A 26,371-nucleotide genomic window follows, 5' to 3' on the forward strand; every position below is an offset into this window, starting at 1 on the left:
ACCATGCCGGAAGTGTTGTCAACACCCGAGTTTTTTTGATAAACTCAGAGAAAATGCTCATATTCAAATGCGATGACGAGACGAGTAGACAAAGGGTGCGCTTTACCAGAGAGCTCCGGCAGCTGGAAAGGAGCAAAGCGTCTTTGTTGAAGAAAGACTCCGAGCAGCACATCGGAATCCGATGCCGGAGGATGGTGTGCCAGGTGCTCCTGTTACAGAGCTAGAGTATAACCGCTTGCGCTTGGGATGCAGCGGCGTACTCGAAGAGGCCGGTTTGGCGACAAACCGGCGAATCCGGGTGGTACCGCGGGAACGACATCTCGCCCCAGAGACGAAGACTTGGGGCGGGATTTTTGTTTGCCCGAAGGCGCCAGGAACAATGCGGTATCCAATGATTATTAATTATAGAGGGAGTTGAGGGATCGATGGCAAACAAACTCAAAGCGGGCATTGTCGGAGGTACGGGGATGGTCGGTCAGCGGTTCGTGCAGCTGCTCGACAACCACCCCTGGTTTGAAGTGACGGCCATTGCGGCCAGCAGCAGTTCGGCGGGCAAGACGTACGAGGAAGCCGTGCGCAATCGCTGGAAAATGTCCACCCCGATTCCGGAACAAGTGAAGAACATCGTGGTGCAGGATGCGTCGAAGGTGGAAGAAGTGGCTGCCGGCGTCGATTTCATTTTCTGCGCCGTGGACATGAAGAAAGAAGAAATCAAAGCGCTGGAGGAAGCATACGCGAAGACGGGGACGCCGGTCGTGTCCAACAACTCGGCGCATCGCTGGACGCCGGACGTGCCGATGATCATTCCCGAGATCAACCACGCCCATCTTGATGTGATCGCGGCCCAGCGCAAGCGGCTCGGCACCTCGACCGGCTTTATCGTGGCCAAACCGAACTGTTCCATTCAGAGCTACGTGCCTCAGTTGCACGCGCTGCAGGCGTTCAAGCCGACCAAGGTCGTCGTCTCCACCTATCAGGCGATCTCCGGGGCCGGCAAGAGCTTTGCCGAATGGCCGGAGATGGTGGACAACGTCATCCCGTACATCGGCGGCGAGGAAGAGAAGAGCGAGCAGGAGCCGCTGCGCATCTGGGGCCGCGTGGAGAACGGCGAAATCGTCAAGGCGGACTCGCCCCTCATCACGGCGCATTGCATTCGCGTTCCCGTGACGGACGGCCACCTCGCGACCGTCCTCGTCTCGTTCGAGCGCAAGCCGTCCAAGGAGCAGATTCTGGAAGCCTGGCGCGCGTACCGGGGCCGTCCGCAGGAACTGGGCCTGCCGAGCGCGCCGAAGCAGTTCATCACGTACTTCGAGGAGAACGACCGTCCGCAGACGAAGCTCGACCGCGACCTTGAAGGCGGCATGGGCATTTCCGCCGGACGGCTGCGCGAAGACACCTTGTTCGACTACAAGTTCGTCGGGTTGTCGCACAACACGCTGCGCGGAGCGGCCGGGGGCGCCGTCCTCATCGCCGAACTGCTGAAAGCCGAAGGGTATATCCAGCCCAAATAATGTTCAAAGGCCGTTTCCTCCGGGAAATGGCCTTTGCTTATTCAATCCTCCTTGTACTTGTCCTTGAGGATGCCCGAACCAATCCCTGCGGCAACCATCAGAATGAGGGAACCGGAATTCCACAGGAACGTCCCGCCCGGGAGCGCAATATCCAGCCCCGCCGCTTTGTTCAGCAGCAGGACGCCGAGTTTGATTACGAGAAGCACAACCCCGGCCATGAACACGATGTCAAAAAAGAACTTCAACCGCGGATATGCGAGCTGCTTGCCGTCCTTGATCACCTTCCGGGTCAATTCCTCGTCGCTTCTCAGCAATTCGTCGATCGTCAACCCGAACAGGTCGCTGATCTTGATCAAAATTTCAATGTTCGGATAATTCGCGCCGTTTTCCCACTTTGAAACGGACTGTCTGCTCACATACAGCTTCTCGGCCAGATCATCCTGCGTCCAGCCTTTTTTCATTCTCTCTGCCTTCAATTTCTCTCCGAAGGTCATACCCACACTGCCTTCCCGTGGTTGATACATTCATTCTAGAGTCAACGCGCGCAAATGAAAAGGGCGCGGAAGAGCGCGGAATAATCCGTTTGTAAAAAGCGAAAGCCGCCCCGGTGGAGCGGCCAGACCGTCGCTTAGCCCCTTCTCCTTGCGTCATCCGGTGAATTTGTCCCGGTCCTTGAGCATTTTCGAGCCGACCACCGCAACGGCCGCCGCCATCAAGGGCCCGAAGTTCCACAAAAATGTCCCGCCCGGGAGCGCGATATCCAACGATGCCGCTTTGTTCAGCAGCAGGACGCCGATTTTGATTACGAAAAGCACAACCGCCGCCATGAACAGCATGTCAAAAAAGAACTTCAACCGCGTCGCCAGCTGCTTGCCGTCCTTGGTCACCTTACGGGTTAATTCCCCACCACTCCTCCATCATTCGTCGTTCGCAAGTCCATTCTAGAGTTGCCGCCAGGAAAATGAAAAGAACGCGTTGGTTGCACCGCCGCGCAACCTCAGGTTGCATTCGCTTAAAGCGGTACTTTCCCTCGCGTCCGGCTGTGGAAATGCCTTATACGGAAACAAAAGAAGCGCGCCTCCGACAGGGCGGCTTCGCCTATACAAGCTCGCGATTGGTCAGTTTGACAACTTCCAGCAGATCTGCCTTATGGTTCGTCTCTTCATGGTAAAGCCATCTGTCCCGAACATGATCGACAAACAACACGCCGTTCAAATGGTCAATTTCGTGCTGCATGCATCGCGCCAGATAGCCTTCCCCTTCCATGATGACGGTCTCGCCCTTCCGATTCAGACTCTTCACCTTCACGCGCTGCGCCTGCTTCACAATCCCGTAATATCCCGGGAACGACAAGCACGCTTCGGGCCCTGTCTGCTCGCCCTCCATTTCGATGATTTCCGGATTGATGAGCTCGATCAGTCCTTCGCCGCAGTCCATGACTGCGATTCTTCGAAGCACGCCGACTTGCGGGGCCGCGAGACCTGCACCTTTCGCGGCATATAAGGTTTCGGCCATATCGTTCAAGAGCTTGAAGGTTCTCTCGTTCATGTCCGTAACCGGCTTTGCCTTTTTTCTCAACAGGGGATCCCCGAAAGGCAATATTTGTTTCACTGTCATTATTGTGCCTCCTTGGCCGTCTCGGGAGGAATATAAACCCACAAGTCGTTGGGCGTACATTCCAGCGCCGTACAAAGCGCGTCAAGCGTTTCGGCTTTCATATGCCTGGGCTGATTCTTCAGCAATGCACTGATGGCAGGTGCGGAAATACGGTAATTCGCCTTTTCTTTCAGCAATCTTTGCAATGCGGCCCCCGTCCAAATCCCTTTCCCCGCCATCACCTGTCGCAACATCCACACCAGCATGCGCCGCACCGCCATTCCGGAGTATTAAGTAATGCTTAAAATTTTAAATCAACACTTAATTTTTTTCAAGAAAAAAAACAACTGCTCGAGGAAATGTCTCCATAAGAGCGGAAGGCCGCCCGCAGCGGGGCGGCTTCCTCCCGATTACACCTTCCGCACCGGCCGCAGGACGGCATACCCGTAACCTTCAGGGAAATGGCGCTGGTAGTCCTGCTTCGTCTCCTCATCCCATGCATAACCCTTCGCTTTGGGATCATAGTTCCACGCCGTATCCTCGACCGCCTTCATCACCGCGCCGTTGTCTTTCAGGTAGTCGAAGGGCGGGTGATGGAAGACCAGATACTCCGATTCCGGGATGACCCGGCATTCCATGCCTTCCGGGACGGGACCGTCGTAATCGAGCGGGACGGGAATGCCGTACAGGTATCCTTTCTTCCCGTTCCGGTAAAACCATCCCGCCGTCTGCGCCAATTGCCCGGGGAGGACGTGATTGGACATGCTCTCCAGCGTGCCGCACACTTCGTCACACGAATGCCCGTTGTTCCAGAAGCTCATGTAGTCCGCGGCGCCGATATCCCAGATTCCGATGAACTTGTGCGCCGGAATGAACTCCACCTTGATCTCCACCGGCTTCACCCGAACTTCGCTCATGCGATTCCGCTCCCTGATCCAATAGTGATAAGGCGAGAACACCTCCTGACGAATCGAGAGCGGGATGGGGCGGGGCGTTTTCCGGTAAGCCGCGGGCGTCATCCCGAAAGCCTTGTGAAAAGCCCTCGTGAACGCCTCCTGCGACGAGAACCCATACTTGACGGCGATGTCCAGCACCCGCTGGTCCGTGTCGCGGAGCTCCAGGGCGGCACGGCTGATCCGGCGGGTCCAGACGTAGTCGCGCAGGGTCATTCCGGTGTACTGATTGAACTGCCTGGAGCAATAGTAGGGCGAGTACCCGAGCTGCTCCGACATCTTGAGCAGGACCGGATTTTCCGTCAAATGCTCCTCCAGCCAATCCACCATCCGCTGCACCATCTCGTTCCACTCGTACATGGAAGCCTTCCCTCCTTTCACCTTGATCGTATCACCGGCGGTTATCGCATGTTTGATTCGAGTTGCAAAAGATCATCCATCACGGGATGGCGGCATTCATCGCCTCCGCAATTATCATAAAATCTTCGCGGCTAATCTTGAAGTGGCCGGTACGGAACAGACAGCCCCAATTCCGCTTGCCGCGGGTGAAGGACAGCCGGTCAAGCAACCCTGCGATTTTCGCCTCCCGGCAGCGGACGAATTCGATGTTCCGGCGGCTGGGCACGAACGTCTCGGACATCGCGCATTCGTAAACATGGTCGTCCACAACCCGCCCAATGGCGGTGAACGCTTGCAGCGGCTCGCCGCTGCGCATCTCGGTGCGGGGAGAGTAGTAGACAAGCCAGTCGCCCTGCCGCATTCTGCGCAGCGGCGCCGATTTGCCGTGGCACAACTGGGCGAAGCCGCCGCTCACCCCCCGCCGCACATGCGACGCCGAAGCAACACCTACCCAATAGGCAGGAGTTGCGTTTTCCCGTTCCGTCTTACGCATGAGCAACCCTCCAAGCGTCATCCAGACGCGACTTCTGGCGCAAATGGTGACGATAGTGCATCTCGGCCAGTCTGAACCATTCCAATGCGTTCAATCCGCCGAACTGCGGATGGAGAACCGTATGGCGAGCGATCGCCTTGCCCGATTCGGATCGAACCGGATGATCCGGTTCGAACGCAGCCGTTACCGCCGGTTCGATCTCGGCCATTCGGCGCAGCGCGTCCCGCAGCCCGTCGACGATTTGCTCCTTGCTTTCCGGCTGCGGCGGCGTGTATTGCGGGGACGGGGCCACCCGGATTCGTATCGGCGGGAAACTCCCCATTTTAAACACCTTTTCCCCCTGTTCCGTCTTGCCCGCCTGCGTGACTTCCGGGCTGCCGTTCGGGTCCAGACACAATGCGACGTTCCTCAAATGCATAAACCGCGCGGAACGAATCAAATGCATATACATCTGGCCGAGCGACCATTCGTCTTCCGCCGGTTTCCAGAGAAGCTGATCCATACTCGTTCCTTCCAAATCCCGAATATAGCCGTTAACCGTCTCTTCGAACCTGGACAACGTTTCTTTCGCAATCGACATGCGAGTCATCTCCTTTCCTTTAGTGGTTCCAGCATACAAGAACGCTGCTGACAACAGTATGTCAGCAGCGTTCGAACATTTTTCCGATTTCCTCTCTTACCCGTTCGCGCAGCGCTTCGGGCTCCAGCACACGCACCGCGGCGCCCCAGCCGAGCGTCCATTGGAGGAGATCCTCCATCCGCCTGACCCGGAACGTCGCCAGCCAACCTTGATCCCCCGGCTCGAACGATTCCATATAGAAATTGTCCGATTCCAGTACCCGGTCCGCAATGGCGGGGTCGACCCAAATGCGCACGGTCACATTCCGGTCGTCCGCAGGCCGGTAAGTCGGCAGGCGAAATCCCGGGTCGATGTTGAACGATTCGTCCAGAATGACAAGCCCGCTTATGCGGGACAGCCGAAAGTGGCGGATGTCTTGTCTCAGCCAACAGAACGCCACAAGCATCCACACGCCATGGGTATGGACAAGTCCGTACGGGTCTGCCGTTCGCTCGCTGTGGCGGGATTCGTCCGGGTCCGGCACATTTTTGGCGTAGCGGAAGCGTACCTTGCGCTTCCGGAGAATCGCTTGGCGCAACTGCTCAAACGTTTCTTTTTCCCGCCCCCGCGTTCCGGACTCCCCGACGTCCAGCAACCGTATCACCGACCGGATCCGTTCGGCCTCCTCGCGTACCTTCTCCGGCAAAATCGCCTCGATCTTCTCCTGCGAGCTGCGGGCCTTGACGCCGTACTCCGCGTCCAGCTTCATCCCGACGAAGTCTGCCCCGATCAGCAACGCCACCGCTTCCTCCACCGTGAAGCTGACGGGGGGAAGAAAATAGCCCTCCATCAAGGAATACCCTGTCCCCGGCGCGCCCGCAATCGGCACACCCGCTTCACTCAACGCTTGCATGTCCCGGTAAATCGTACGAATACTCGTCTCGAACTTGGCAGCCAGATCCTCGGCCCGCAGTACGCCTTTGCGCTGCAACTCGATGACGATGGCCAGCATCCGGTCGGTTTTGTTCATTCGCATCGTCTCCCTTGTCCGGAACATTCCGTTCCGTGCACCGAGTCCCCTAACACAAAACCCGCCAAGAGGCGGGTTGCGATGCAGTGCTGTCCTTTCGCCGGATTATACCATAAAAATCGGGGCGGCGCAGGGGTGAATCCCGCCGCCGGTCATTCGCCGCAACCGTATGTCAAGCATCGGCCCGCGGACCGATGGTCCTTCACGATGCCCAGTCCGACCGCCGCATGCAGGGCCGCCCCGACCGACGCTTCTTCCGCTACGCGCGGAATGGAAAGCGGCATGCCGAACCGCTCTTCGCAGATGCGCCGCAAATGCCGGTTGTGCCGGATCGCGTTGCCCGAACCGACAAGTTGCCGCATCCGGCCGCGCACCGCATCGGGAAGCCGCTTGCAGAAGTCGAACAGCTCGTCCGCCATGCCTTCCAGAAATCCCGATACCAGATGCGCGGGAGTGAAGTTGTCCGGCCCGATCCCCCGTATGGAACCGGTCTGTTCCGGGTCCGTGCGGGTGCCGTAGAACCGGGTGCTGACCTGCAGCGGACGCGCCAAAGGACGGAAGCGGTCGAGCAGCTCCTCCATTTTCCCGTACAGCGGCGGCCTTGACACGGTAAATAAGCGGCCGGACCCTGGCCGGGTCGGTTCTAACAAGCGCATCGCTGAAATAAACGGGACCGCCGCTGACCGCCCGAAGCACCATGTTCTGTACATCGTCGTGATTTTCCGTCCAGAACATGTCCCAATCGCCCCAGTACCACGCGCCGTGGTAGTAGGAGTTGTAGGCGTTCTGCAGTGCATGTTCCCTGAATCCGTGCCTTTCCTGCGGCACGAAGTCGTCGCTGTTGCGCGACACCGCGGACACGGGGCGATGCCAGATGTTCTCCGCGGACATCCCCATGCAGTTGATGATCGTGCGGTCGAAGTGCAGCGCCGCCGAAGCCTCCAACGCCGTGTGCGCCGCGGAGGCCGCCTGGCCGATCGGCAGATGGTGCCGCAGGAAGTTGTGCACGGCGCTCTGGCTGTCCACCTTGACAAAATCGCCCCCCTGGCGCGCCAGATACCCGTGCCACGCGTGCCAGAAACCGAACCCCCGGCCGGCGTCCGGATGCGGGATGACGTTGCCGCGGCGCGTCACGTACAGGTTTTCCCGCAATTCATGCGCCATCCCGCTGTCGGGATGGATGCCGTTCCAATAGCCGGCGATCGTATGCCAGACGCCGACCCAGCGGATGCCGTATTGCCGCTTGAGCGCTTCAATCGTATGCGCGAGGCCGCGGGGGAATTTCACCGGATCGGCATCCATGCCGTACAGCTTGCGATCGCGGACTTCCGACCAGCCGTCGTCGATCATCACCCAGCGCACGGGAAGCCCGAGGCGCTGCAATTCTTCCGCCTTGGCGAGCAGTCCCTTCTCGTCCACCTCGTGATAGAACGCGTCCCAGCTGCACCAGCCGAGATAGTCCAGAATCTCGGGATACACCTTCGCGTTGCGCGGAAGCGTCTGGCCGTTCAGATGCCGCAGGGCGAGTGTGACGTTCCGCTCCGGCAGGAGATACGGGTTCTCCCCGCCGCCGAGAACGAAGGCCAGCGTCTCGCCGACCGGCCGGATCGATTCCGATTCCTTGACGAGCTTGTACACGCGATACCCCATGGGCGGCAGGTCGGCCATGAAGCTGAGCCGGAAGCGGCCTCTCGCGGCGGCAAGCGATTTGACCGTCTGGAATGGCACGGGCCGCCCCTGATCGTCCAGCAGCACCGCATTCGGCTTGATCCCGCCGACCTCCAGTTCGACATTCACCCGGCTCGCCCAGGCGTGCGGGTTGAAGACGACGATCGGCAGCATCGACTCGTCCTGCTCGATGCCGATCCGCCACGAGAGCGACTGGATCGCGTAGTTCAGTGCCCGATCGCCGATCGCCATCGCCTCGCCGTACAGATACAGCGCATCCTCGTAAGCCGGCTCGATGCTCGTGCCCGCCAGAATGTCGTGGAACTGGTTGAACAGTACGTTTTTCCACGCCTGCTTCAGCTCGGCCGCGGGGTACGGCTGTCCCGTGAGCCAGTACGCGAGGGCGGAGAATTTTTCCGCCGCGATGAGCTTGTTCTCCGCGCGCCGATTCCATTGCTTGATCCCCGAGTGCGCGGCGTAGCAGCCGCTCGCGTGATGCTGCAGATCGCCGTGGACGACCGGGAGATCGAGTCCCTTGTTCTCCATATCGCGGAAATAGCGGTCCGGCGCGGCGAACACCAGCTTCGGCAGATCCTCCCGGCCGTTTAAGCGCCGGATGCTCTCGATGTTTTCCTTCGTCGGCCCGCCGCCGTGATTGCCCACGCCGTAGAAGAACATCAGATCGTTCAGCGGTTCCTTGAACTCGCCCAACACGCGCCGCACATGGTTCTCCAGATCTTTGCCCCACGACAAATATTCGTACATGATCCGGAACGTCAGCACCTCGGAGCCGTCGTCGGACCGCCACCGGAACAGCCGTCCCGGCAGCCCTTTCTCGTTCGGCATCGGGCGCATCATGACGTAATAGTCCATGCCGCTCTTCTTCAAAATCTGCGGCAGCATTCCGTTATGACCGAAGCTGTCGACGTTGTAGCCCACTTTCGCGGTGACGCCGAACTTCTCCTTGAAGTAGCGCTGCCCGTACAATCCCTGCCGGACGAACGACTCGCCGCCCGGGATGTTGCAGTCCGGCTGGATCCACCAGCCGCCGACGATGACCCAGCGTCCTTCCTTCACCCGCTGCCGGATCTCCTCGAACATGGCCGGATCGCTCCGCTCCACCCATTCGTACATCGCCGCCGAGCTGGAGGTGAAAACAAAATCGTCGTACTCCTTCATCCGGTCCAGCGCGGAGCGGAACGTCGCCTTCGCCTCCTGAAAACCTTCCTGCCATTGCCACAGCCAGACCGGGTCCAGATGCGCGTTCCCGATCATGTACAACTGCTTGTCCTTCATGACGCCGTACCTTCCCTTCCTCTCACCGAAATATCGGACAGCCTGAGCTCATCTTGCCAGGCCAGCGCCTCCTGCGCCGCATACAACACCAGGCCGACGCACCAGGAATGGGAAAGCGTCAGCATCATCCCCTTGGGCTGGAAGCAGTTGGTGTTGTAGAACCGTTCCGTCACCATGCCCTTGTACGCGTTGAAGTCGCCGTCTTCGCGGGCGATGAATTGCAGGAAGCAGGCCAGGTGGTCGCGCGTCCGCTCCAGATAGTACGCGTCGCCCGTGTACTTCCAGAGCCGCAGCATTTCGGGCACGCAGAACAGGCCGTAATTGTGCAGGTGCTGGTTCGACGACGACGCCTGGTCCGCGCCGCGCGAACGGAAATCGTACTGCCGCAGGAGCGAATGCCGCGGAAACTCGATGTTGTACGTCCAGCGGAACGTCATCATCCAGTCGGCCGCGCGCGCCGCCAGCTCCAGCCACCGGTCGTTGCGGTCGTGCTCGTACAGCAGCACATAGGCGACGACCGCGTTGTAGGCGTCCTCCGATGTCGGCGTCAGATGCACGTCCTCCGGCGCGCCATAGATGTACTCGTCCCGCACGAAACGCTCATAATAGCCGCCCGCGCGCACCGCGGCCCGCGCGAATTCGGGCTCGCCCAGCACATCCGCGCCTTCCAGCAGCGCGGCGATCCACAACATCCCCCCTGCGCCGTCCCACTCTTCCACCGTGCCTTGCTCGCAGTCATAATAAGAGCCGAAGTTTCCGTCTTCGCGCTGGCGCCGCGCGGCAAACCGCAGATTCGAGAGCGCCGCCCGCTTCCAATCCTCATGTTCGAAGCCGCGCTCCCGCTCGAAACGAAGCGCGCGGATCATGAACAGCGTCGCTTCCGCTATCGTCCGCGCCTGCAGCCAGTTTCTGCGCGGGTTCCAGCCCGTCGTCCAGCCGCGGTCCACGATCCACGACGCCCAGAAGATGCCGCACGGGGACAGGCCGGACGCGATCTTGTCCAGCACGGCCGCTCCCGCTTCCGCGTACTTCGCAAGGCCATGCTTCCGGCCGTACATGAGCAACTCATAAGCGTACGGCGCGCCGCTGACCCACCCGACATGCATGTGCGGCCGGTCGCCGAGGCCCCGTACATTGTTGTTCAGCTCCCGGTCAAACGCCGCCGTCTCTGACCAGCGAAATCGCGGGCACCGCCCCCTGGAGGCGATCGGCCATAGCCGCCCCGTCTTCCGGGAACAGATCGCGGAGACCCCGGTCAGGGACAAAATGATCCCCGGCGGGTGCATCCGCTTGAAGCGCCGGATCCCGGCCGCATCCAGCCGCACGACAAGATTGGCCTCCCGTGTGCGGATCCCCTTTTTCTCCAGGATTTCTTGCTCGGACCATTTCATCTCCCGGTTGGAGACGGCCGAATCCCGCAGCATGTCGACCGGCAGGCAGCGGGATTCTTCCGCCTCCAGATCGAAAACTTCGGCCAGCCACTGGGCGTTCGAGTTGAAAATATGCAGCGCCGGCAACGAATTCTGGGTTCCTGTGGTGAGAAGATAAACCGCGGGTTTTCTGGTCAAGAGGGAAGGCCGCTTGATGAAAGCGGCCTTTATCAATCTCCCCGATCCCCCTCGAACGGCAAAAAGCCCCGATGACCTCATGTCACCGGGACTTCCCCAGCTTCCTTCCCGCCGGCATCCGCAGCAGGACGATAAGACCGCCGGCTGCATAACCCGCAGCGATGGCCGTGGAATTCGAAATATGCCTTTTACAGATACGCCGGTTGGTATTGCTTCGGGACGGTCGTCTGCTGTTTCAGCGCGACCGCCGCATTCAATGCCCAGTGCGGGTCCCGCAGCAAGCCGCGGGCAATCGCCGCCAGGTCGGCATCCCCGCTGCGGACGACGGCGTCGGCCAGCACCGGATCCTCCAGCATGCCTACCGCAACGACGGGGACGCCGATGGCTTCTTTGATTTGACGGGCGAACGGCACCTGGAAGCCGGGATAGTTGCCGGGTTTCCGCTGTCCGGCCGGCCCTTCCCCGCCCGTGGTGACATGGAAGACATCCACGCCCGCGTCCCGGTAAATTTTGCAGAGGCGGATCGCATGATCGATATCATAGCCGCCGTCCGCGTATTCGATAGCTGAAATCCGGAAGAACAACGGCATGTCTTCCGGCATCTCTTTCTTCACGGCCTGGATGACCTCGACGCCGAAGCGGGCCAGATCTTTCCCGTATTCATCGTCCCGCTTGTTGGTCAGCGGAGAGTGGAACTGATGAATCAGATACCCGTGCGCTCCGTGCAGCTCGATCATGTCCACCCCCGCCTGGACGGCGCGGCGCACCGCGTCGCCGAAGAGCCGGACCATCCGTTCGATCTCGCCGGCCGTCAGGGCATGGGGCTCCCGATAGCGTGAACCCGGGTACGCGATCTCCGACGGGGCCACCGGCCGGGCCGCATCTTCGGCCTTGCGCCCGGCATGGGCGATCTGAATGCCGATTTTGGCGCCGTGGGCATGCACCCCGTCAATGATTCTGGCGAACGCCGGGATATGCTCGTCCGACCACAATCCCAGGTCGAAATCCGTAATGCGGCCGTCCGGTTCCACATCCGTCATTTCCATGATGATCAGGCCGACTCCGCCGATCGCGCGGCTGAGGTAATGGACATAATGCCAATCATTCGGCTTGCCGTCCTTGGCCGTAACGGAATATTGGCACATGGGCGCCATGACGACGCGATTTTTGAGCTGCAGTCCTTTTATCCGATAGGGAGAAAACAAATTTTGGTCCAATGCGAACACCACCCGTGAATTGAAGATGGCTTCATTGTAGGACCGCCTTGCGATTTGAAGAAGGACTGCGTTTCTGATGGCACTGACGATACTGTTATTGAAAGTATCAGTTATACGAAAAGGACACCCGCAGGGGTGTCCTTGACCGTATCAGGAATTGGACTTTGTCCTGTTCTGTCTCGCCTTGATGACCGCATTGACAATGCTGGCGGCCAAACCTCCCCAAATGATGACGATGCCGATAATCATCATTGCGATTGCGCTGCCTTCCATTATTGGGACACCTCCTTGGCGCCGGTCGCCTGCGGGGTTTTATTTTTGATCAACCCGAACACAATGCCCACAATGATGACGGCAACAACGACAGCCCATCCGTATGCGGTCACAAACCAGGTTGCGTATCCTTCATAATTCTCGAGAACATTCGTTCTGAGGTTATCGAACATCATGATGCCGAGCACGACGGGCGTAATGACGCCAAGACAAATTTTCCACCAGATACCGAGCTTGATATCCGAAATTTCGTTTGCGTGCTCCTGAAGTTTGCCGAGTTGTCTCGCAACCCATGCGACGGCAATCACTTCAACCAAGCCGGCCAACGCCACGCCGAAGTTGTTGATGAAGTAATCGATCACGTCCAGGAAGTACAATCCGCCGTTGGAGGAGAAGATGATCGATAGGATCGCCGCCAACCCGCCGCCGTACAGTACGGATTTCGTCCGGGAGATATTGAATTTCTCCTGGACACCGCAGATATAGGTTTCCACGATCGAGATCAGCGAGGTCATTCCCGCCAGCACCAGCGAACCGAAGAACAGGAACCCGAAAAATCCGTTGAGCGCCGGAAGTTGATTGATGATTTGCGGGAACACCACGAACGCCAGACCGACACCGCCGCTGACCACTTCATCGACTGCAACGCCTTGCTGCATGGCCATAAAGCCGAGGATGCTGAAGACGCCGATGCCCGCCAGCAGTTCAAATCCGGAGTTGGCAAAACCGGTGATGAACGCATTGTTCGTGATATCCGATTTCTTCCCAAGATAGCTGGAGTACGTCACCATGATCGCAAAGCCGATCGACAAGCTGAAGAAAATTTGGCTGTATGCGACCACCCACACTTTGCCGTTCAGGATCGAATCCCAGTTCGGCTTGAAGAAGGCGTTCAGACCTTCCGCCGCACCATCCAGCGTCAAGGCGCGAATGACCAGAATGGCGAACAGCACGAGAAGGGCGGGCAGCATGATTTTGTTCGCAGCTTCAATACCTTTTTTGACGCCTTTATACAGGATGAACAATGCCGCCAGCCAGACGATCGCGAGCGGAATGAACACGCCCGGCACAATGCCGCCGAATTGACCCGGAGTGTCCGCGAGTTTCAAGTACTCGCCGAACAGGAACCCCTCAGTGTCCTCTCCCCAGCTCAGGTTGATGGAAAAGACGGCATAAGACAACGCCCAGGCGATGACGGCGGCGTAATAGACAGAGATCACAAAGGAAACCGCCAATTGCCACCAGCCGACGCCTTGAAATTTCCGGTTGATTTTCCCCAATGAACCGGGAGCCGACGATCTGTACTTGTGGCCGATCGCAAACTCCATGATGAGGATCGGAATGCCCGCGGTCAGGAGCGCAAACAGATACAGGATAAAAAATGCGCCGCCTCCGTTTTCATAAGCGACCGCCGGGAAACGCCAAATGTTCCCTAGTCCAATAGCCGATCCTGCAGCAGCAAGTATAAACCCTGCCCGTGTACCCCATTGCGGACGGTTTTCCATCGCATTCCCTCCAATTTTATTTAAAGCGCTTCCATAAAGCGCTTTCATTCTCGTATGATACAACATTTTATTTGAGCCGAAAAGTTCGTTTTTGTAAAAAAATGGGACAAACCGCAGTCCAGTTGCTGGAAGCTTCACAGGTCAGCTCTCTGTCGGAAACAGCTTCCGGTATGTTTCCACAGTATGCTTGATCAAATCCTTTAAGACCTCGATATGGATATCCGCCCATTTGTTTATTGAGCATAATTCGAGATTTCGATCAGATTCCGGTCCGGGTCGCGCAGATAGACGGAACGAATTTTGCCTGTTGCGCCGGTGCAATCCAAGCCCATCGCCGAACCGGACAACCTCCATGCCGAGCACCTTTTCGTAGAACGCGATCGTACGCTGCAGGTCATGAACGGTCAGCACAAGGTGGTCCAGACGGTCGATGACAAAGCCCGAGTCTCGTGCATCAAGTTCACGCATGAGAAAAAAACCTCCCCATGATGCGGCTCACCGCTTGTTTTGTTGTTGTTCAACACCTTTCCCGGGCTTATGTCTTCGGCAAACGGGCGCTATAATCCTTGTCTCCCTGACTTTCCGGACCTAAGGAGCCGACGCTTCTGCCATTGACCCCTATGTGCGGTTGTGGAAGAATATAACAAGAGCGAATTATTGATGGGGGCGGCTTATGGACTTTGAAAAAGCTGCAAATTTTATTTGGGAGAACGGCAGGCTTCTGGAAAGGAGACTGTTTGAATATTTCTTTCGGGGCGGTTCGAAGGACGGTGTATTGACTGCCATCAAGGCCTATCAGAACGAGGATGGCGGATTCGGGCACGCCCTTGAACCTGACCTTCGCACACCCGAAAGCCAACCGCTGTATGTGGAGTTCGGGCTGCGAACGCTGTATGAAGCGAAAATACGAGATCCGGAATTGGCCCTTAAGGTTTGTGACTATGTTGCACGGGCGGCTGACTTGAACGAAGGCATCGCCACGATTACGGCTTCGTCAAGCCGCTACCCCCGGGCCGCGCACTGGAACAATCCGACATCGGAACAAGCATCATTTGACCGACTTACGGGCTTGGTCGGCCTTTTGAACTGGCAGGGAATCCAGCATCCTTGGCTGGATCAAGCGATCGGTGCTTGTCTGAACCATATCCGCTCCACAGAATACGAGGATGCGCACACCATACTGACTGCCTTTTGCCTGCTTGAAAGCCTGCCGCAAACGGATGAAATTACAACGCTCTTCTCCAAATTAACGGACGAGCTTTATCAAGCGAGGTTTTTCTGTCCGGAGGCCCCGCCGCAAAGCTACGGGCTGACGCCGTTGGATTTCGCGCCGTTCCCTGATTCGTAATGCAGAAAAATTTTTCCGGACGCGATGATCCACGACCATCTCATGGCGTTGGACGCCGAGCAAGAGGAAGACGGCGGTTGGCCGATCGCATGGGAACCGCCCGGCGAAATGGCGAGGCTGGAATGGCGAGCCTACAGGACGCTAAAGTCGATCATAACATTGGAAGCATACAGGAAAACGGCATAATGATACTTTTTCCTCCCCCAAAAATAGAAGGGCCATCCTGGGCGGATGGCCCTTCTCGTGTCAATTGCCGGAATACTCTCCGACAACTTGCCGGCCGGCACTCAATCGCAGCCTCAACAACCACACCACCACGATTGCAATCACGACGCCAACCATCCCGACCCATGTAATGGATGTCAGAGACACCCTGTCGACCACAACGCCTCCGATGGCGGCACCCGCGGCCATGGACAACTGCATCATGGATTGGTTCAGGCTCAGCATGATGCCGGAATAATTCGGTTCAATCCGGACCAGATTGACCTGTTGCGTCGGACCGGAGGACCATGCCGCGAACGACCACAAGATCAGGAGGGTCACAACCGGCAGCCACGATTGCATATTGGCAACGGTCAGAGAGAGAAGAACCAGCGCGATGACGTGCAGGAACATCCCTCCCGACAGCGTCGGGAAGACCCCCCATTTATCCGTGCTGAAACCGCCGAATTTGGATCCGATCAGGCTGGCGATGCCGAACGCCAGCAGCACACCGCTCAGCATCCCTTCTCCCAATCCGGCGACATCCAGCAGATACGGCGAAATGTAGGTGTAGGCGATCGAGTATCCGCCGAGCCAGAAAAAGGTGATCGCAAGCCCCAGCGCCACGTTTCCGTTTTTCAAGAAGGCAAGCTGCCGGGACAACGGCATCGGTTTATCCCCTTGAACCCGAGGGATGCTGGCGTACAGAACGAACATGGCCGCGAGACCGGCCAGTGCCAGCAGACCGAAAACAGCCCGCCACCCGAATTGGGCTGCTGCGACGCGTCCAAGAGGCACGCCGATAATGAGGGAAGCCGTAAAGCCCATCACCACGGTGGCAATCGAGCTGCCTTGTTTGCCCGGGGCGGCAATTTTCGCTGCGATGTCCAAAGCGGTGACGACGGTCATTCCCGCGCCCAGCGCCATGATGACGCGGGCTGCGAGAAACGATGCATAGCCGGGCAAAGCGTAGGAAAGCACATTCCCCAATACGAAGATGCCGAGCGCCCAAACCAGCAGTTTCTGTCTTTCCGCCTTAGCCGTGAGCGCCATCAGGATCGGGGTGCCGATGGCGTACACGAAAGAAAAAATCGTGACGAGCTGCCCTGCAGAAGTAACGGAAATCCCCATGGTATCCGAGATCATATCCAGGATGCCGGAAATAATGTACTCGGATGTCCCCACCAGAAAGGAAACCAGTGCCAATAAACAAACTCTCCACGTGCCGGACAAGGCGTTCCACTCCTTTTGATTATTTTATATATACATATCGCGATATGTCGATATATTGGGCCAAATAAAAACTGAATACGTGCGAGGTATTCAGTTCCATATTCAGAGGTTCTGATTCAAGAAATTCGCCAGTTCCTTGATTTTCTCTTCGTTGCGTTTGTAGTACGTGTATTTGCCGATCCGATTGGTTTGAATCAGCCCGGCCCGCTGGAGAATGGACAAATACTGCGAAACCGTCGACTGTGTCATGTTCAACTTATCGGTTACTTGACTGACACACACCCCGATTTCCCGCATATCCACTCCATCATGGGGCACAAAATGTTTCTCGGGCTCCTTCAACCACTGCAAAATCTGCAGCCTCGACTCGTTGGACAACGCCTTGAACACTTCGATGGGATCCATGCCATTTATTATACCTACATTTCTCGATATGTCAATTATCCGCCGGATGGCTGCGTGTTTTCATACAGCTGAAACATGTCCATCTCCGCATCCAGAGACTTGGCGTTTTGGAAAGCTTCCTTGATGCTCCGCTTGTTCTGTATGAGATCGTAGCAAAGCCTCAGAACAAACATGAGCGCGGCATTTCCATCCGGATAGTCATTCGGCCCGATATAGATTTCGCAACCGCTGTCGAGAAAAGCTTGTGCCGTCTCTGAATTTCCTGCCGAACACCCGGTGCCGATTACGGTTTTCCCTGCCAGCCGGGCAAAGCGTCTGATCTTCTCCGGACCAAAGTGGCCCTTGGGTTCTCCCTGTTCATACACGCTTTCTTCCAGCTCCGGCATGATCAACCGGCCTTCCTCGCCATGGAAGCATAGAATGATCGTATTCGTATTCGGATACAGATCGTTGCCGGACAGGACATCAATCAGATCATTCGGTCTGCCGATCCAATAAGTAAAGACTCTTGCGCCGAAATACTCCAGAGCGGCTCGGATGGCCTGGACTTCCATATCGCAGTCAGGTCCGCATACCAATGCCACGTTCATTGCCGGTTTGCTCATTTTATGTCCTCCAGATGCTTTCAAATTTTGTATTTTACGTCCATAACGAATAAAGTACAATCATATGGAAGCCCTCGGGCTTTGAAGCCAAAGCCGCGCAAATCGGTTTTTGGGCTTGTCTGGCGGTCGTATCTTTTCAAATCATGATGATATTATGGGCCGGGCATGGCAAATCTTACGTCATAAGCATCGGGGTTGTTATCTATAAATGGGTGACCGTTGTGCATTAAGCTTATACGGCTCTCCGCGCTGTCCGGTTTCAGGGCATCCTTATGCGAGGACGGGCCGTATCTCATGAATTTCTCTCAAGAACGTGGCACAATGAGAAGAATTGCCGGGGTTTTGTTGCTTTGTTTCATGATTGCAGGTGCTTTCTTCTGGATTTACGATTCCCGGAAGGCCGGCCGCGACAGCGTTGAACCGGATCTGACGATGTCGGTAAAACCGGCGGAAATTTCGGAAGAAACCAAGCGGATCCTGAACGTCATCGGTAACGTCCGGTTGTTTGACCTGAAAATGGATCCGGAACAAGTATTCATGATCAAAATATGGGTCGAACACTTCGAACGCGGCGGGCAACAAGAAAATGTGATCGACTACAGCTCAGGTATTTTGCCGCATAATGATCCGGAAGAATCCGGAAAGCTTCATCATGAACAACTGCTGTTCATCCTCTCTGAAAACCGTGACGAACCGAACAAGGAAAGACGGTTGTCCATCACTTCCGCATTAATCGATGAAGAGGGTTCCGGCAGTACCGCCGCGGAAATGCGTCTTCCGCTTCTCACAGGCGGTCAGGTGACATGGATGAACAGCTCGGAGCTGGAACTGCATCTCAATCAACCCGTAACGCTCGGCTCGGTGATTGAGACTGACAGTCAATCAATCAGATCTGACCTGAGGTTGTTCCAGCAATACGACGAGACCGGTGAATTGCCGGAAGAACTGAGACAGCACGATCGCGTCATCCTGTTTCGGATGATGCTTCAGGGCAATGAATAATCAACAAGCAGAGTCGGAAACACCTGTTTCCAAGCGCCTCTGCTTTTTTCTTATTTTCGCTGCTGGGTCAGCATTTTTTGCGTGATGGCAGGCGTGGCTTTTTTTTGTTCAAGGAGGTTGCCATATGCGCGCTCCCCAAGGACGTCGAGGCATTGGTGGATATGACGAAGTGACGGTTCTCATAGAGATAACGAAATGGCTTCTGCGTCCTGCAGAAGCCATTTCGTTGTACGCCCGGCATGGGCGTCATCTCTACGGTGAAAGTCCGGAATGGGGGCTGGCGAGCGCCTACCATTAGCCGAGGGCAAGGGTGTCGGTCGCGAGGCCGAATCTGAAGGAAGCCTAAGGCAAACGCACGGGCCAAGGTACACGAACTGGATTCGAGGCAGGGTTAGTCGGATGAGTTGCCAGCACACAACGAAATCCAAAGCCGCCAAGGACTAATCCTGTAAACTCCAGTGGTCGCGGGCGGAAAGATGACGCTCTTATCCGGGGAGGCCTGCGGAATACGCGAAGTGACTTCATGCGCGAAGTGACTTCGTAACCGCAGCCGGGAGGCTGCGCTGAATCCGCAGGAGTCAGCAGAGGCCATAGTACGCGAGTACGGGACGTAAGGAAAGCGGAAGGGCCAAACCGAAAGGAGAGAGGAAACCGATGCGTTCGCGCGACGGGCATAGACAGCAGAATACCTCGCAAGAGGGCTGCCAGCGGGAGGTAGCGGTGAAGCCGCAAGGGACCGTTGGAGTGCCGAGTCCGTTGCCGGCACAAATCGCCCCTTCCTCTCGCAAAGCACAGGACGACTTGCTGGAGAAGATGCTGGAAAGGGAGAACCTCTTGAAGGCCTACAGGAAAGTGGTACAGAACGGAGGAGCCCCCGGTGTGGACGGGGTAACGGTAACGGAGTTACAAGCTTACCTGAACACACACTGGGAAGCGGTGAAAGCCGCACTCCTTGCGGGAACGTACAGCCCCTTGCCCGTCAGACGGGTGGAAATCCCCAAACCCGGAGGCGGCGTACGGCTGCTCGGCATCCCGACCGTGATGGACCGTCTTCTCCAGCAAGCGCTTCTGCAAGTGATGGAACCGATCTTTGACCCGCATTTCTCATGGCACAGCTACGGCTTCCGGCCGGGGAAGCGCGCGCACGATGCGGTAAGGCAAGCGCAGCAGTATATCCAAAGCGGCCTCCGCTGGGTCGTGGACATGGATCTGGAGAAGTTCTTCGACCGTGTGAACCACGACATCCTGATGGCGAGAGTCGCGCGGAGGATAGACGACAAGCGCGTGCTCAAACTGATTCGCGCTTACCTTAATGCCGGGGTTATGGCCGGGGGTGTGGTCGTGAGAACGGAAGAAGGCACGCCGCAAGGCGGCCCGCTCAGTCCGCTTCTCGCCAACATCCTGCTGGACGATTTGGACAAAGAACTGACCAGACGAGGACTGCACTTCGTCCGCTATGCGGACGATTGCAACATCTTCGTGGCCAGCAAGCGGGCCGGGGAACGGGTCATGGAATCGGTGATCCGATTTGTGGAAGGAAAGCTGAAACTGAAAGTGAATCGGGACAAAAGCGCGGTAGACCGGCCGTGGAACCGAAAGTTCCTCGGCTTCAGCTTCCTGTCGAACAAGCAGGCAACGGTCCGGTTGGCACCCAAGACGATTCAGCGTTTCAAGAAGAAAGTCCGGGAGATAACGGACCGCTCGCGCCCGCTGACGATGGAAGAGAGGATTCACCGACTGAACCGCTTCATGATGGGATGGATCGGTTATTTCCGTCTGGCTGCCGCCAAGAACCACTGTGGTAACCTCGACGCATGGATGCGCAGGCGACTACGCATGTGTCTGTGGAAACAATGGAAGAGACCCAGGACCAGATTGCGTAATCTCCGTGCACTCGGCGTGCCCGAATGGGCGGCTCGAATGATGGCGAACTCACGCCGTGGTCCGTGGGAAATGTCCCGTAACACAAACAATGCCCTTCCGACTTCCTACTGGGAAGCGAAAGGGCTGAAAAGTCTGCTTTCTCGTTACCTGGAACTTTGTTAACCTTACGGAACCGCCGTATGCGGACCCGCATGTACGGTGGTGTGAGAGGTCGGGGGCTAGCCGCCCCCTCCTACTCGATTACGATCACTTAAGATGCGGCTCAAGCAAACTGCCCGATGTTATGATTTTCCCCCGTTATATTGGAATAGAATTATTTTCCCGGTCTTCCCACTGGATCATGATCATTGCCCCGTCATACACATTGACGATTTGCGTCCCTTGTTCCAGCGCAAAGGTGATATATTCCACCTCTTTCAGCTCTTCCGGATCCCCTTTAAAGCGAAAAGTCGACGAAAAATATTTTTTCCATTTTTCAAAATGACTTCGTCGGGGATTGAGACTTCCCATTTCTCCCCTTCTCCCTGAAAAACCATCGCTTCAGAGTGGTTGTTTTCGGATGTATGCGAACATCCGATCAAGAGACTGATGACGACCCCTGCAACAAATACAGGGGTTTTGAAAAGTGTGATGCGTTTTTGTTGAAACGACATGCGCATCAAAAAGCGCCTTCTCCGCTTCCCTTGTCTGAGCAGAACCTTACCATATTCCCCAACAAGAAAAGGTTTCGGCGGCCAGCCATTCATTTCACTAACAACGATTACGTTACTTGTGATACGGTTCTCTGTATCATCTCAAGGGCGGAGCTTGATAGGATGTAGTTATTCCAGATGCCAAGGGAGAGCTTTTCATGCACCAAGACCATGCAGTTGCCGAAATCCGACAGCTTATATCAAACTCATGGACACGATCAATCAAAACCTGCCGAACGGTTACCTGAGCAAAAACAGACACCGGGCTCCTTCCCCGGCGTTTGCTGCTTGTTGACCGATCAAAGCAAGATTTTCCCCAGGTTACAGGAAAGTATGAATTTTATCAAGGCATTCCCGAACGACTTCTTCGGGGGCTTTACCGACAATTTCAATTCCTCTTGCTTTCCAGTCCAAATTCTTGATCTGATCCGTCAAAACAACACCCTTGAACACCAATCCTTCGGGCAGGAGCACTTCATATCCCCATCCCCGGATCGTATGCGTTATCGGACATACCGAAACAAATCCCGTCACTTTGTTGAATGATTTTGGAGAAAGCACGATCGCAGCTCTTCTGCCGGCTTGTTCGTGGCCCGCTTGAGGATTGAAGTTGATCCAAACCAGATCTCCCCGGTCCGCAACCATCTACAGCAGTTCCTTCCCTTCTGTGCCGAAATCGATCTCATCGTGCCGATTTTCCGGTTTGCATTGAGCCAGCAATTCTTCCAGCGTCGGCTTTTTCTTTATGGGGATGACAATAAGCGTATGATCTTCACTGACAACCAGTTCGACTTCCGAACCTTGGGTAATCGCAATCTTCTCCGCGATGTGGCTGGGAATCCGAATCCCCAGACTGTTGCCCCACTTCTGGACAGTCGTCGACATGGCAGGCCACCCCTTGTTTCGATTCCTTACTGCCATTTTATCATACCTCCGCAACGATGTATATACTAGTATATACAACACATGCAGAGATGATGACTTGCGAATGCAACTTCAAGCTAATCATAGATCTCTCCGCATATTTCGCCTCACTTATGATACGGCTCCCCCCGATTGATCTTCACCGCCCGGTAAATCTGCTCCGCCAGCACGAGCCGCATCAGCTGGTGGGGCAGCGTCATCCGCCCGAAGCTCAGCTTGTGCTTCGCGCGCCGCAGCACGGCGGGGGCGAGCCCGGTCGAGCCGCCGATGACGAACACCGCGTGCCCGCTGCCGTATGTGCCGAGCTCGTCCAACCGCTCGGCGAGCCGCTCGCTCGTCCACAGCTCGCCGTCCAGCGTCAGCGCGATGACCAGCGCATCCGGCTTGATCAACGCCAGCAGCCGCTCGCCTTCGCGCTCCCTGGCCTGCGCCTCTTCCGCCGGGCTCATCGTCTCCGGCACCTTCTCGTCCGGCACCTCGAGAATGTCGAACTTCACATACGGCCGAAGCCGCTTCGCATATTCCGCGATGCCGTCCGCCAGATACTTCTCCTTGATCTTGCCGACCGCCGCAATCTGAATGTGCATCGGCTGTCAGCTCCGCACGGCGGCAAGCCGGTCTTCCGCGGAAGGCGAATAAAACACATCCCCGTGCATATGCCGGATCCGGTCCCAATTGGCGGGATTGGTCGTGTCCGGGCTGAGGCCTTCCAGAATGGTTTGATACAACGCAACCTTCTCCTCCAGATGGGCCGCGTGCCGCTTCGCTTCCTCCAACCGGGCGAGCGCCTCTTCTTTGTGCTTCATCATGAGGGCATAGCGCTGCGGAATGGTCGCATCCCCCTGAAGGCACAGATCGACGTATGCTTTGATCGCCTTGATCGGCATGCCGGATGCCTTGAGGCATTTGACCCCGAGAAGCCAGTTGATCGCTTCCGCATCGAACAGCCGATTGTTATGCTCATCGCGCTGTACGCTCGGCACCAGACCTTTGTCCGTGTAGAAACGCACGGCGTGCTCGGTAAGCCCTGTCATGTGCGCGGCTTCCTTGACCGTGTACATCCGCAATCCCCCCATAAAAAATTTGCTTACGACCGCTTGACTTCGTGTAACACGAAGGCTGTAGGCTTATTGTAACGCAAATCGGCCGTCAGCGGAATTTCCGCATCCCCGGGGAAATGTGCCGTTTGCCGAACACTTCAGAATGACAGGAGTGGAATTGCCATGCAAACCGTTACGCTGAGCAACGGCGTGAACATGCCGATCATCGGCATCGGACTCTGGCAGGTCAACGATGCCCAACAAGCCGAAGACTCGGTCTATGAGGCGCTGATGGCCGGTTACCGCCTGATCGACACCGCCGCCGGCTATCTGAACGAAGAGGCGGTCGGGCGGGCGATCAAGCGCAGCGGCATCCCGCGGGAGGAAATCTTCGTCACGACCAAGATCTGGGTCCAGGATGCCGGCTACGAGAGCGCCAAGCGGGCCTTCGAGAAATCCCTGAAGAAACTGCAGCTCGACTATCTCGACCTGTACCTGATCCACCAGCCGTTCGGCGATTACTACGGCACCTGGCGCGCGATGGAAGAGCTGTACCGTGAAGGCTTGATCCGTGCCATCGGCGTCAGCAACTTCCTGCCGGATCGCCTGATGGACCTCGTCATGCACAACGAAATCACACCTCACGTCAACCAGATCGAGACGCACCCGTTCTACCAGCAGGCGGACACCAACGCCTTCCTGAACGAGCTGGGCGTGCAGCATCAGTCGTGGGCGCCGTTCGCCGAAGGCAAGAACAATCTGTTCAGCCATGAAGTGCTCGCACGAATCGCGGCCAAGCACAACATGACGATCGCCCAGGTCGTGCTGCGCTGGCTGGTTCAGCGCAATATTGTCGTCATTCCGAAATCGGTGCGCAAAGAGCGGATCATCGAAAACTTTAACATCTTCGACTTCGAGCTCGACGCGGACGACATGGAACGCATCAAGACCCTCGATACGGGGAACACCCTCTTCCTGTCGTACCACGACCCGGAAGTCGCCAAAATGATGGGAAGCTGGAAAGTCGATCTGTAATCCGGCGGACGCGCACATCGAGTAGGAGGGGGCGGCTAGCCCCCGACCTCTCACACCACCGTACATGCGGGTCCGCATACGGCGGTTCCGTAAGGTTAACAAAGTTCCAGGTAACGAGAAAGCAGACTTTTCAGCCCTTTCGCTTCCCAGTAGGAAGTCGGAAGGGCATTGTTTGTGTTACGGGACATTTCCCACGGACCACGGCGTGAGTTCGCCATCATTCGAGCCGCCCATTCGGGCACGCCGAGTGCACGGAGATTACGCAATCTGGTCCTGGGTCTCTTCCATTGTTTCCACAGACACATGCGTAGTCGCCTGCGCATCCATGCGTCGAGGTTACCACAGTGGTTCTTGGCGGCAGCCAGACGGAAATAACCGATCCATCCCATCATGAAGCGGTTCAGTCGGTGAATCCTCTCTTCCATCGTCAGCGGGCGCGAGCGGTCCGTTATCTCCCGGACTTTCTTCTTGAAACGCTGAATCGTCTTGGGTGCCAACCGGACCGTTGCCTGCTTGTTCGACAGGAAGCTGAAGCCGAGGAACTTTCGGTTCCACGGCCGGTCTACCGCGCTTTTGTCCCGATTCACTTTCAGTTTCAGCTTTCCTTCCACAAATCGGATCACCGATTCCATGACCCGTTCCCCGGCCCGCTTGCTGGCCACGAAAATGTTGCAATCGTCCGCATATCGGACGAAGTGCAGTCCTCGTCTGGTCAGTTCTTTGTCCAAATCGTCCAGCAGGATGTTGGCGAGCAACGGGCTGAGCGGGCCGCCTTGCGGCGTGCCTTCTTCCGTTCTCACGACCACACCCCCGGCCATCACCCCGGCGTTCAGGTAAGCGCGAATCAGCTTGAGCATGCGCTTGTCGTCTATCCTCCGCGCCACTCTTGCCATCAGGATGTCGTGGTTCACACGGTCGAAGAACTTCTCCAGATCCATGTCCACGACCCAGCGGAGGCCGCTTTGGATATACTGCTGCGCTTGCCTTACCGCATCGTGCGCTCGCTTGCCCGACCGGAAGCCGTAGCTGTGCCATGAGAAGTGCGGGTCGAAGATCGGCTCCATCACTTGCAGAAGCGCTTGCTGGAGAAGACGGTCCATCGCGGTCGGGATGCCGAGCAGCCGTACGCCGCCTCCGGGTTTGGGGATTTCCACCCGTCTGACGGGCAAGGGGCTGTACGTTCCCGCAAGGAGTGCGGCTTTCACCGCTTCCCAGTGTGTGTTCAGGTAAGCTTGTAACTCCGTTACCGTTACCCCGTCCACACCGGGGGCTCCTCCGTTCTGTACCACTTTCCTGTAGGCCTTCAAGAGGTTCTCCCTTTCCAGCATCTTCTCCAGCAAGTCGTCCTGTGCTTTGCGAGAGGAAGGGGCGATTTGTGCCGGCAACGGACTCGGCACTCCAACGGTCCCTTGCGGCTTCACCGCTACCTCCCGCTGGCAGCCCTCTTGCGAGGTATTCTGCTGTCTATGCCCGTCGCGCGAACGCATCGGTTTCCTCTCTCCTTTCGGTTTGGCCCTTCCGCTTTCCTTACGTCCCGTACTCGCGTACTATGGCCTCTGCTGACTCCTGCGGATTCAGCGCAGCCTCCCGGCTGCGGTTACGAAGTCACTTCGCGCATGAAGTCACTTCGCGTATTCCGCAGGCCTCCCCGGATAAGAGCGTCATCTTTCCGCCCGCGACCACTGGAGTTTACAGGATTAGTCCTTGGCGGCTTTGGATTTCGTTGTGTGCTGGCAACTCATCCGACTAACCCTGCCTCGAATCCAGTTCGTGTACCTTGGCCCGTGCGTTTGCCTTAGGCTTCCTTCAGATTCGGCCTCGCGACCGACACCCTTGCCCTCGGCTAATGGTAGGCGCTCGCCAGCCCCCATTCCGGACTTTCACCGTAGAGATGACGCCCATGCCGGGCGTACAACAAAACCCGCGGGCCT

Annotated in this window: 28 protein-coding genes, 1 pseudogene and 1 other annotated feature; of the genes and pseudogenes, 5 read left to right on the forward strand and 24 right to left on the reverse strand. The window is 57.0% G+C overall.

Features of this window, described 5'->3' with window-relative positions:
- The first annotated feature begins 63 nt into the window (after positions 1 to 63).
- Positions 64 to 331 (forward strand) — a binding site (T-box leader).
- A 94-nt stretch (positions 332 to 425) separates the two neighbouring features.
- Positions 426 to 1,511, forward strand: a complete 1,086-nt coding sequence (gene asd / locus THECO_RS00515) for an aspartate-semialdehyde dehydrogenase (protein ID WP_015253123.1) — start codon at positions 426 to 428, stop codon at positions 1,509 to 1,511.
- 41 nt (positions 1,512 to 1,552) lie between these two features.
- Here asd and THECO_RS00520 read toward each other — a convergent pair whose 3' ends face one another.
- The 15 genes and pseudogenes from THECO_RS00520 to THECO_RS00580 all read right to left on the reverse strand — a co-directional run bounded on the left by THECO_RS00520 (position 1,553) and on the right by THECO_RS00580 (position 14,536).
- Positions 1,553 to 2,005 (reverse strand): helix-turn-helix domain-containing protein, encoded by a 453-nt coding sequence (locus tag THECO_RS00520; protein ID WP_015253124.1) that lies wholly within the window; start codon positions 2,003 to 2,005, stop codon positions 1,553 to 1,555.
- 153 nt (positions 2,006 to 2,158) lie between these two features.
- Entirely contained in the window at positions 2,159 to 2,398 is a 240-nt protein-coding gene (locus THECO_RS00525; protein ID WP_052835784.1) for a hypothetical protein, read from the reverse strand.
- Between the two features lie 211 nt (positions 2,399 to 2,609).
- Positions 2,610 to 3,128, reverse strand: a complete 519-nt coding sequence (gene def / locus THECO_RS00530) for a peptide deformylase (protein WP_015253125.1) — start codon at positions 3,126 to 3,128, stop codon at positions 2,610 to 2,612.
- On the reverse strand, positions 3,128 to 3,373 hold the full coding sequence (locus THECO_RS00535) for a helix-turn-helix domain-containing protein (protein ID WP_015253126.1): 246 nt from the start codon (positions 3,371 to 3,373) through the stop codon (positions 3,128 to 3,130). The genes def and THECO_RS00535 overlap by 1 nt, the downstream gene beginning before the upstream one ends.
- A 144-nt stretch (positions 3,374 to 3,517) precedes the next feature.
- Entirely contained in the window at positions 3,518 to 4,420 is a 903-nt protein-coding gene (locus THECO_RS00540; RefSeq protein ID WP_015253127.1) for an AraC family transcriptional regulator, read from the reverse strand.
- A gap of 79 nt (positions 4,421 to 4,499) precedes the next feature.
- A complete protein-coding gene (locus THECO_RS00545; RefSeq protein WP_015253128.1) occupies positions 4,500 to 4,952 on the reverse strand; it encodes an EVE domain-containing protein in 453 nt (150 codons plus the stop codon).
- Positions 4,945 to 5,532 carry a DinB family protein gene (locus THECO_RS00550; protein ID WP_015253129.1) on the reverse strand — a complete coding sequence of 196 codons (588 nt, stop codon included), beginning with the start codon at positions 5,530 to 5,532 and terminating at the stop codon, positions 4,945 to 4,947. The genes THECO_RS00545 and THECO_RS00550 overlap by 8 nt, the downstream gene beginning before the upstream one ends.
- Positions 5,533 to 5,593: 61 nt before the next feature.
- Entirely contained in the window at positions 5,594 to 6,541 is a 948-nt protein-coding gene (locus THECO_RS00555) for a helix-turn-helix transcriptional regulator (protein ID WP_015253130.1), read from the reverse strand.
- A 152-nt stretch (positions 6,542 to 6,693) separates the two neighbouring features.
- Positions 6,694 to 7,251, reverse strand: coding sequence for an FGGY-family carbohydrate kinase (locus THECO_RS22625; RefSeq protein WP_408646075.1), 558 nt, complete (start codon positions 7,249 to 7,251; stop codon positions 6,694 to 6,696).
- Positions 7,190 to 9,505 (reverse strand): annotated as a pseudogene (locus tag THECO_RS20275) (glycoside hydrolase family 38 N-terminal domain-containing protein); the annotation flags it as partial. The gene THECO_RS22625 and the pseudogene THECO_RS20275, both read right to left, overlap by 62 nt.
- On the reverse strand, positions 9,502 to 11,022 hold the full coding sequence (locus tag THECO_RS22075) for a hypothetical protein (RefSeq protein ID WP_052835785.1): 1,521 nt from the start codon (positions 11,020 to 11,022) through the stop codon (positions 9,502 to 9,504). The pseudogene THECO_RS20275 and the gene THECO_RS22075, both read right to left, overlap by 4 nt.
- A 239-nt stretch (positions 11,023 to 11,261) precedes the next feature.
- Positions 11,262 to 12,290 (reverse strand): NADH:flavin oxidoreductase/NADH oxidase, encoded by a 1,029-nt coding sequence (locus tag THECO_RS00570; protein WP_015253133.1) that lies wholly within the window; start codon positions 12,288 to 12,290, stop codon positions 11,262 to 11,264.
- Between the two features lie 150 nt (positions 12,291 to 12,440).
- Positions 12,441 to 12,563, reverse strand: coding sequence for a methionine/alanine import family NSS transporter small subunit (locus THECO_RS20850; RefSeq protein WP_015253134.1), 123 nt, complete (start codon positions 12,561 to 12,563; stop codon positions 12,441 to 12,443).
- Entirely contained in the window at positions 12,563 to 14,068 is a 1,506-nt protein-coding gene (locus THECO_RS00575; RefSeq protein WP_015253135.1) for a sodium-dependent transporter, read from the reverse strand. The genes THECO_RS20850 and THECO_RS00575 overlap by 1 nt, the downstream gene beginning before the upstream one ends.
- Before the next feature lie 141 nt (positions 14,069 to 14,209).
- Positions 14,210 to 14,536 (reverse strand): VOC family protein, encoded by a 327-nt coding sequence (locus THECO_RS00580; RefSeq protein ID WP_015253136.1) that lies wholly within the window; start codon positions 14,534 to 14,536, stop codon positions 14,210 to 14,212.
- A 205-nt stretch (positions 14,537 to 14,741) separates the two neighbouring features.
- Here THECO_RS00580 and THECO_RS00585 point away from each other — a divergent pair, with 205 nt between their 5' ends.
- On the forward strand, positions 14,742 to 15,416 hold the full coding sequence (locus THECO_RS00585; RefSeq protein ID WP_041853727.1) for a hypothetical protein: 675 nt from the start codon (positions 14,742 to 14,744) through the stop codon (positions 15,414 to 15,416).
- Positions 15,417 to 15,662: 246 nt separating this feature from the next.
- Here THECO_RS00585 and THECO_RS00590 read toward each other — a convergent pair whose 3' ends face one another.
- From THECO_RS00590 to THECO_RS00600, 3 genes are all read right to left on the reverse strand, one after another.
- A complete protein-coding gene (locus THECO_RS00590) occupies positions 15,663 to 16,853 on the reverse strand; it encodes an MFS transporter (RefSeq protein ID WP_015253137.1) in 1,191 nt (396 codons plus the stop codon).
- Between the two features lie 102 nt (positions 16,854 to 16,955).
- Positions 16,956 to 17,258 carry an ArsR/SmtB family transcription factor gene (locus THECO_RS00595; RefSeq protein ID WP_015253138.1) on the reverse strand — a complete coding sequence of 101 codons (303 nt, stop codon included), beginning with the start codon at positions 17,256 to 17,258 and terminating at the stop codon, positions 16,956 to 16,958.
- 35 nt (positions 17,259 to 17,293) lie between these two features.
- Entirely contained in the window at positions 17,294 to 17,863 is a 570-nt protein-coding gene (locus tag THECO_RS00600) for a hypothetical protein (protein ID WP_015253139.1), read from the reverse strand.
- A 321-nt stretch (positions 17,864 to 18,184) separates the two neighbouring features.
- Here THECO_RS00600 and THECO_RS00605 point away from each other — a divergent pair, with 321 nt between their 5' ends.
- Both THECO_RS00605 and ltrA (THECO_RS00610) read left to right on the forward strand, forming a co-directional pair.
- Positions 18,185 to 18,865, forward strand: coding sequence for a hypothetical protein (locus tag THECO_RS00605; RefSeq protein WP_157373486.1), 681 nt, complete (start codon positions 18,185 to 18,187; stop codon positions 18,863 to 18,865).
- A gap of 654 nt (positions 18,866 to 19,519) precedes the next feature.
- Positions 19,520 to 20,911, forward strand: coding sequence for a group II intron reverse transcriptase/maturase (ltrA, locus tag THECO_RS00610; protein ID WP_015253141.1), 1,392 nt, complete (start codon positions 19,520 to 19,522; stop codon positions 20,909 to 20,911).
- Between the two features lie 135 nt (positions 20,912 to 21,046).
- Here the strand turns inward: ltrA (THECO_RS00610) and THECO_RS21500 are convergent, their stop codons facing one another.
- From THECO_RS21500 to THECO_RS00635, 5 genes are all read right to left on the reverse strand, one after another.
- Positions 21,047 to 21,259, reverse strand: coding sequence for a hypothetical protein (locus THECO_RS21500; protein WP_015253142.1), 213 nt, complete (start codon positions 21,257 to 21,259; stop codon positions 21,047 to 21,049).
- A 503-nt stretch (positions 21,260 to 21,762) separates the two neighbouring features.
- Positions 21,763 to 22,086, reverse strand: coding sequence for a type II toxin-antitoxin system PemK/MazF family toxin (locus THECO_RS00620; protein ID WP_015253143.1), 324 nt, complete (start codon positions 22,084 to 22,086; stop codon positions 21,763 to 21,765).
- Complete coding sequence (locus tag THECO_RS00625; protein ID WP_015253144.1) at positions 22,087 to 22,362, reverse strand: AbrB/MazE/SpoVT family DNA-binding domain-containing protein; 276 nt, start codon at positions 22,360 to 22,362, stop codon at positions 22,087 to 22,089.
- Between the two features lie 110 nt (positions 22,363 to 22,472).
- Entirely contained in the window at positions 22,473 to 22,952 is a 480-nt protein-coding gene (gene rlmH / locus THECO_RS00630; RefSeq protein ID WP_015253145.1) for a 23S rRNA (pseudouridine(1915)-N(3))-methyltransferase RlmH, read from the reverse strand.
- Positions 22,953 to 22,958: 6 nt separating this feature from the next.
- Positions 22,959 to 23,426: a MerR family transcriptional regulator gene (locus THECO_RS00635; RefSeq protein ID WP_015253146.1), complete on the reverse strand. Its 468-nt coding sequence runs from the start codon at positions 23,424 to 23,426 to the stop codon at positions 22,959 to 22,961.
- Between the two features lie 162 nt (positions 23,427 to 23,588).
- On the opposite strand from THECO_RS00635, the gene THECO_RS00640 reads away from it, so the two are divergent.
- The gene (locus THECO_RS00640; protein WP_015253147.1) at positions 23,589 to 24,440 is read left to right on the forward strand and encodes an aldo/keto reductase; all 852 of its coding nucleotides are present in this window, start codon (positions 23,589 to 23,591) and stop codon (positions 24,438 to 24,440) included.
- Between the two features lie 95 nt (positions 24,441 to 24,535).
- Here THECO_RS00640 and ltrA (THECO_RS00645) read toward each other — a convergent pair whose 3' ends face one another.
- Positions 24,536 to 25,927 (reverse strand): group II intron reverse transcriptase/maturase, encoded by a 1,392-nt coding sequence (ltrA, locus tag THECO_RS00645; RefSeq protein ID WP_015253148.1) that lies wholly within the window; start codon positions 25,925 to 25,927, stop codon positions 24,536 to 24,538.
- Between the last annotated feature and the right edge of the window lie 444 nt (positions 25,928 to 26,371).

This window comes from Thermobacillus composti KWC4 (assembly GCF_000227705.2).
In the GTDB taxonomy this organism is placed as follows: domain Bacteria; phylum Bacillota; class Bacilli; order Paenibacillales; family Paenibacillaceae; genus Thermobacillus; species Thermobacillus xylanilyticus.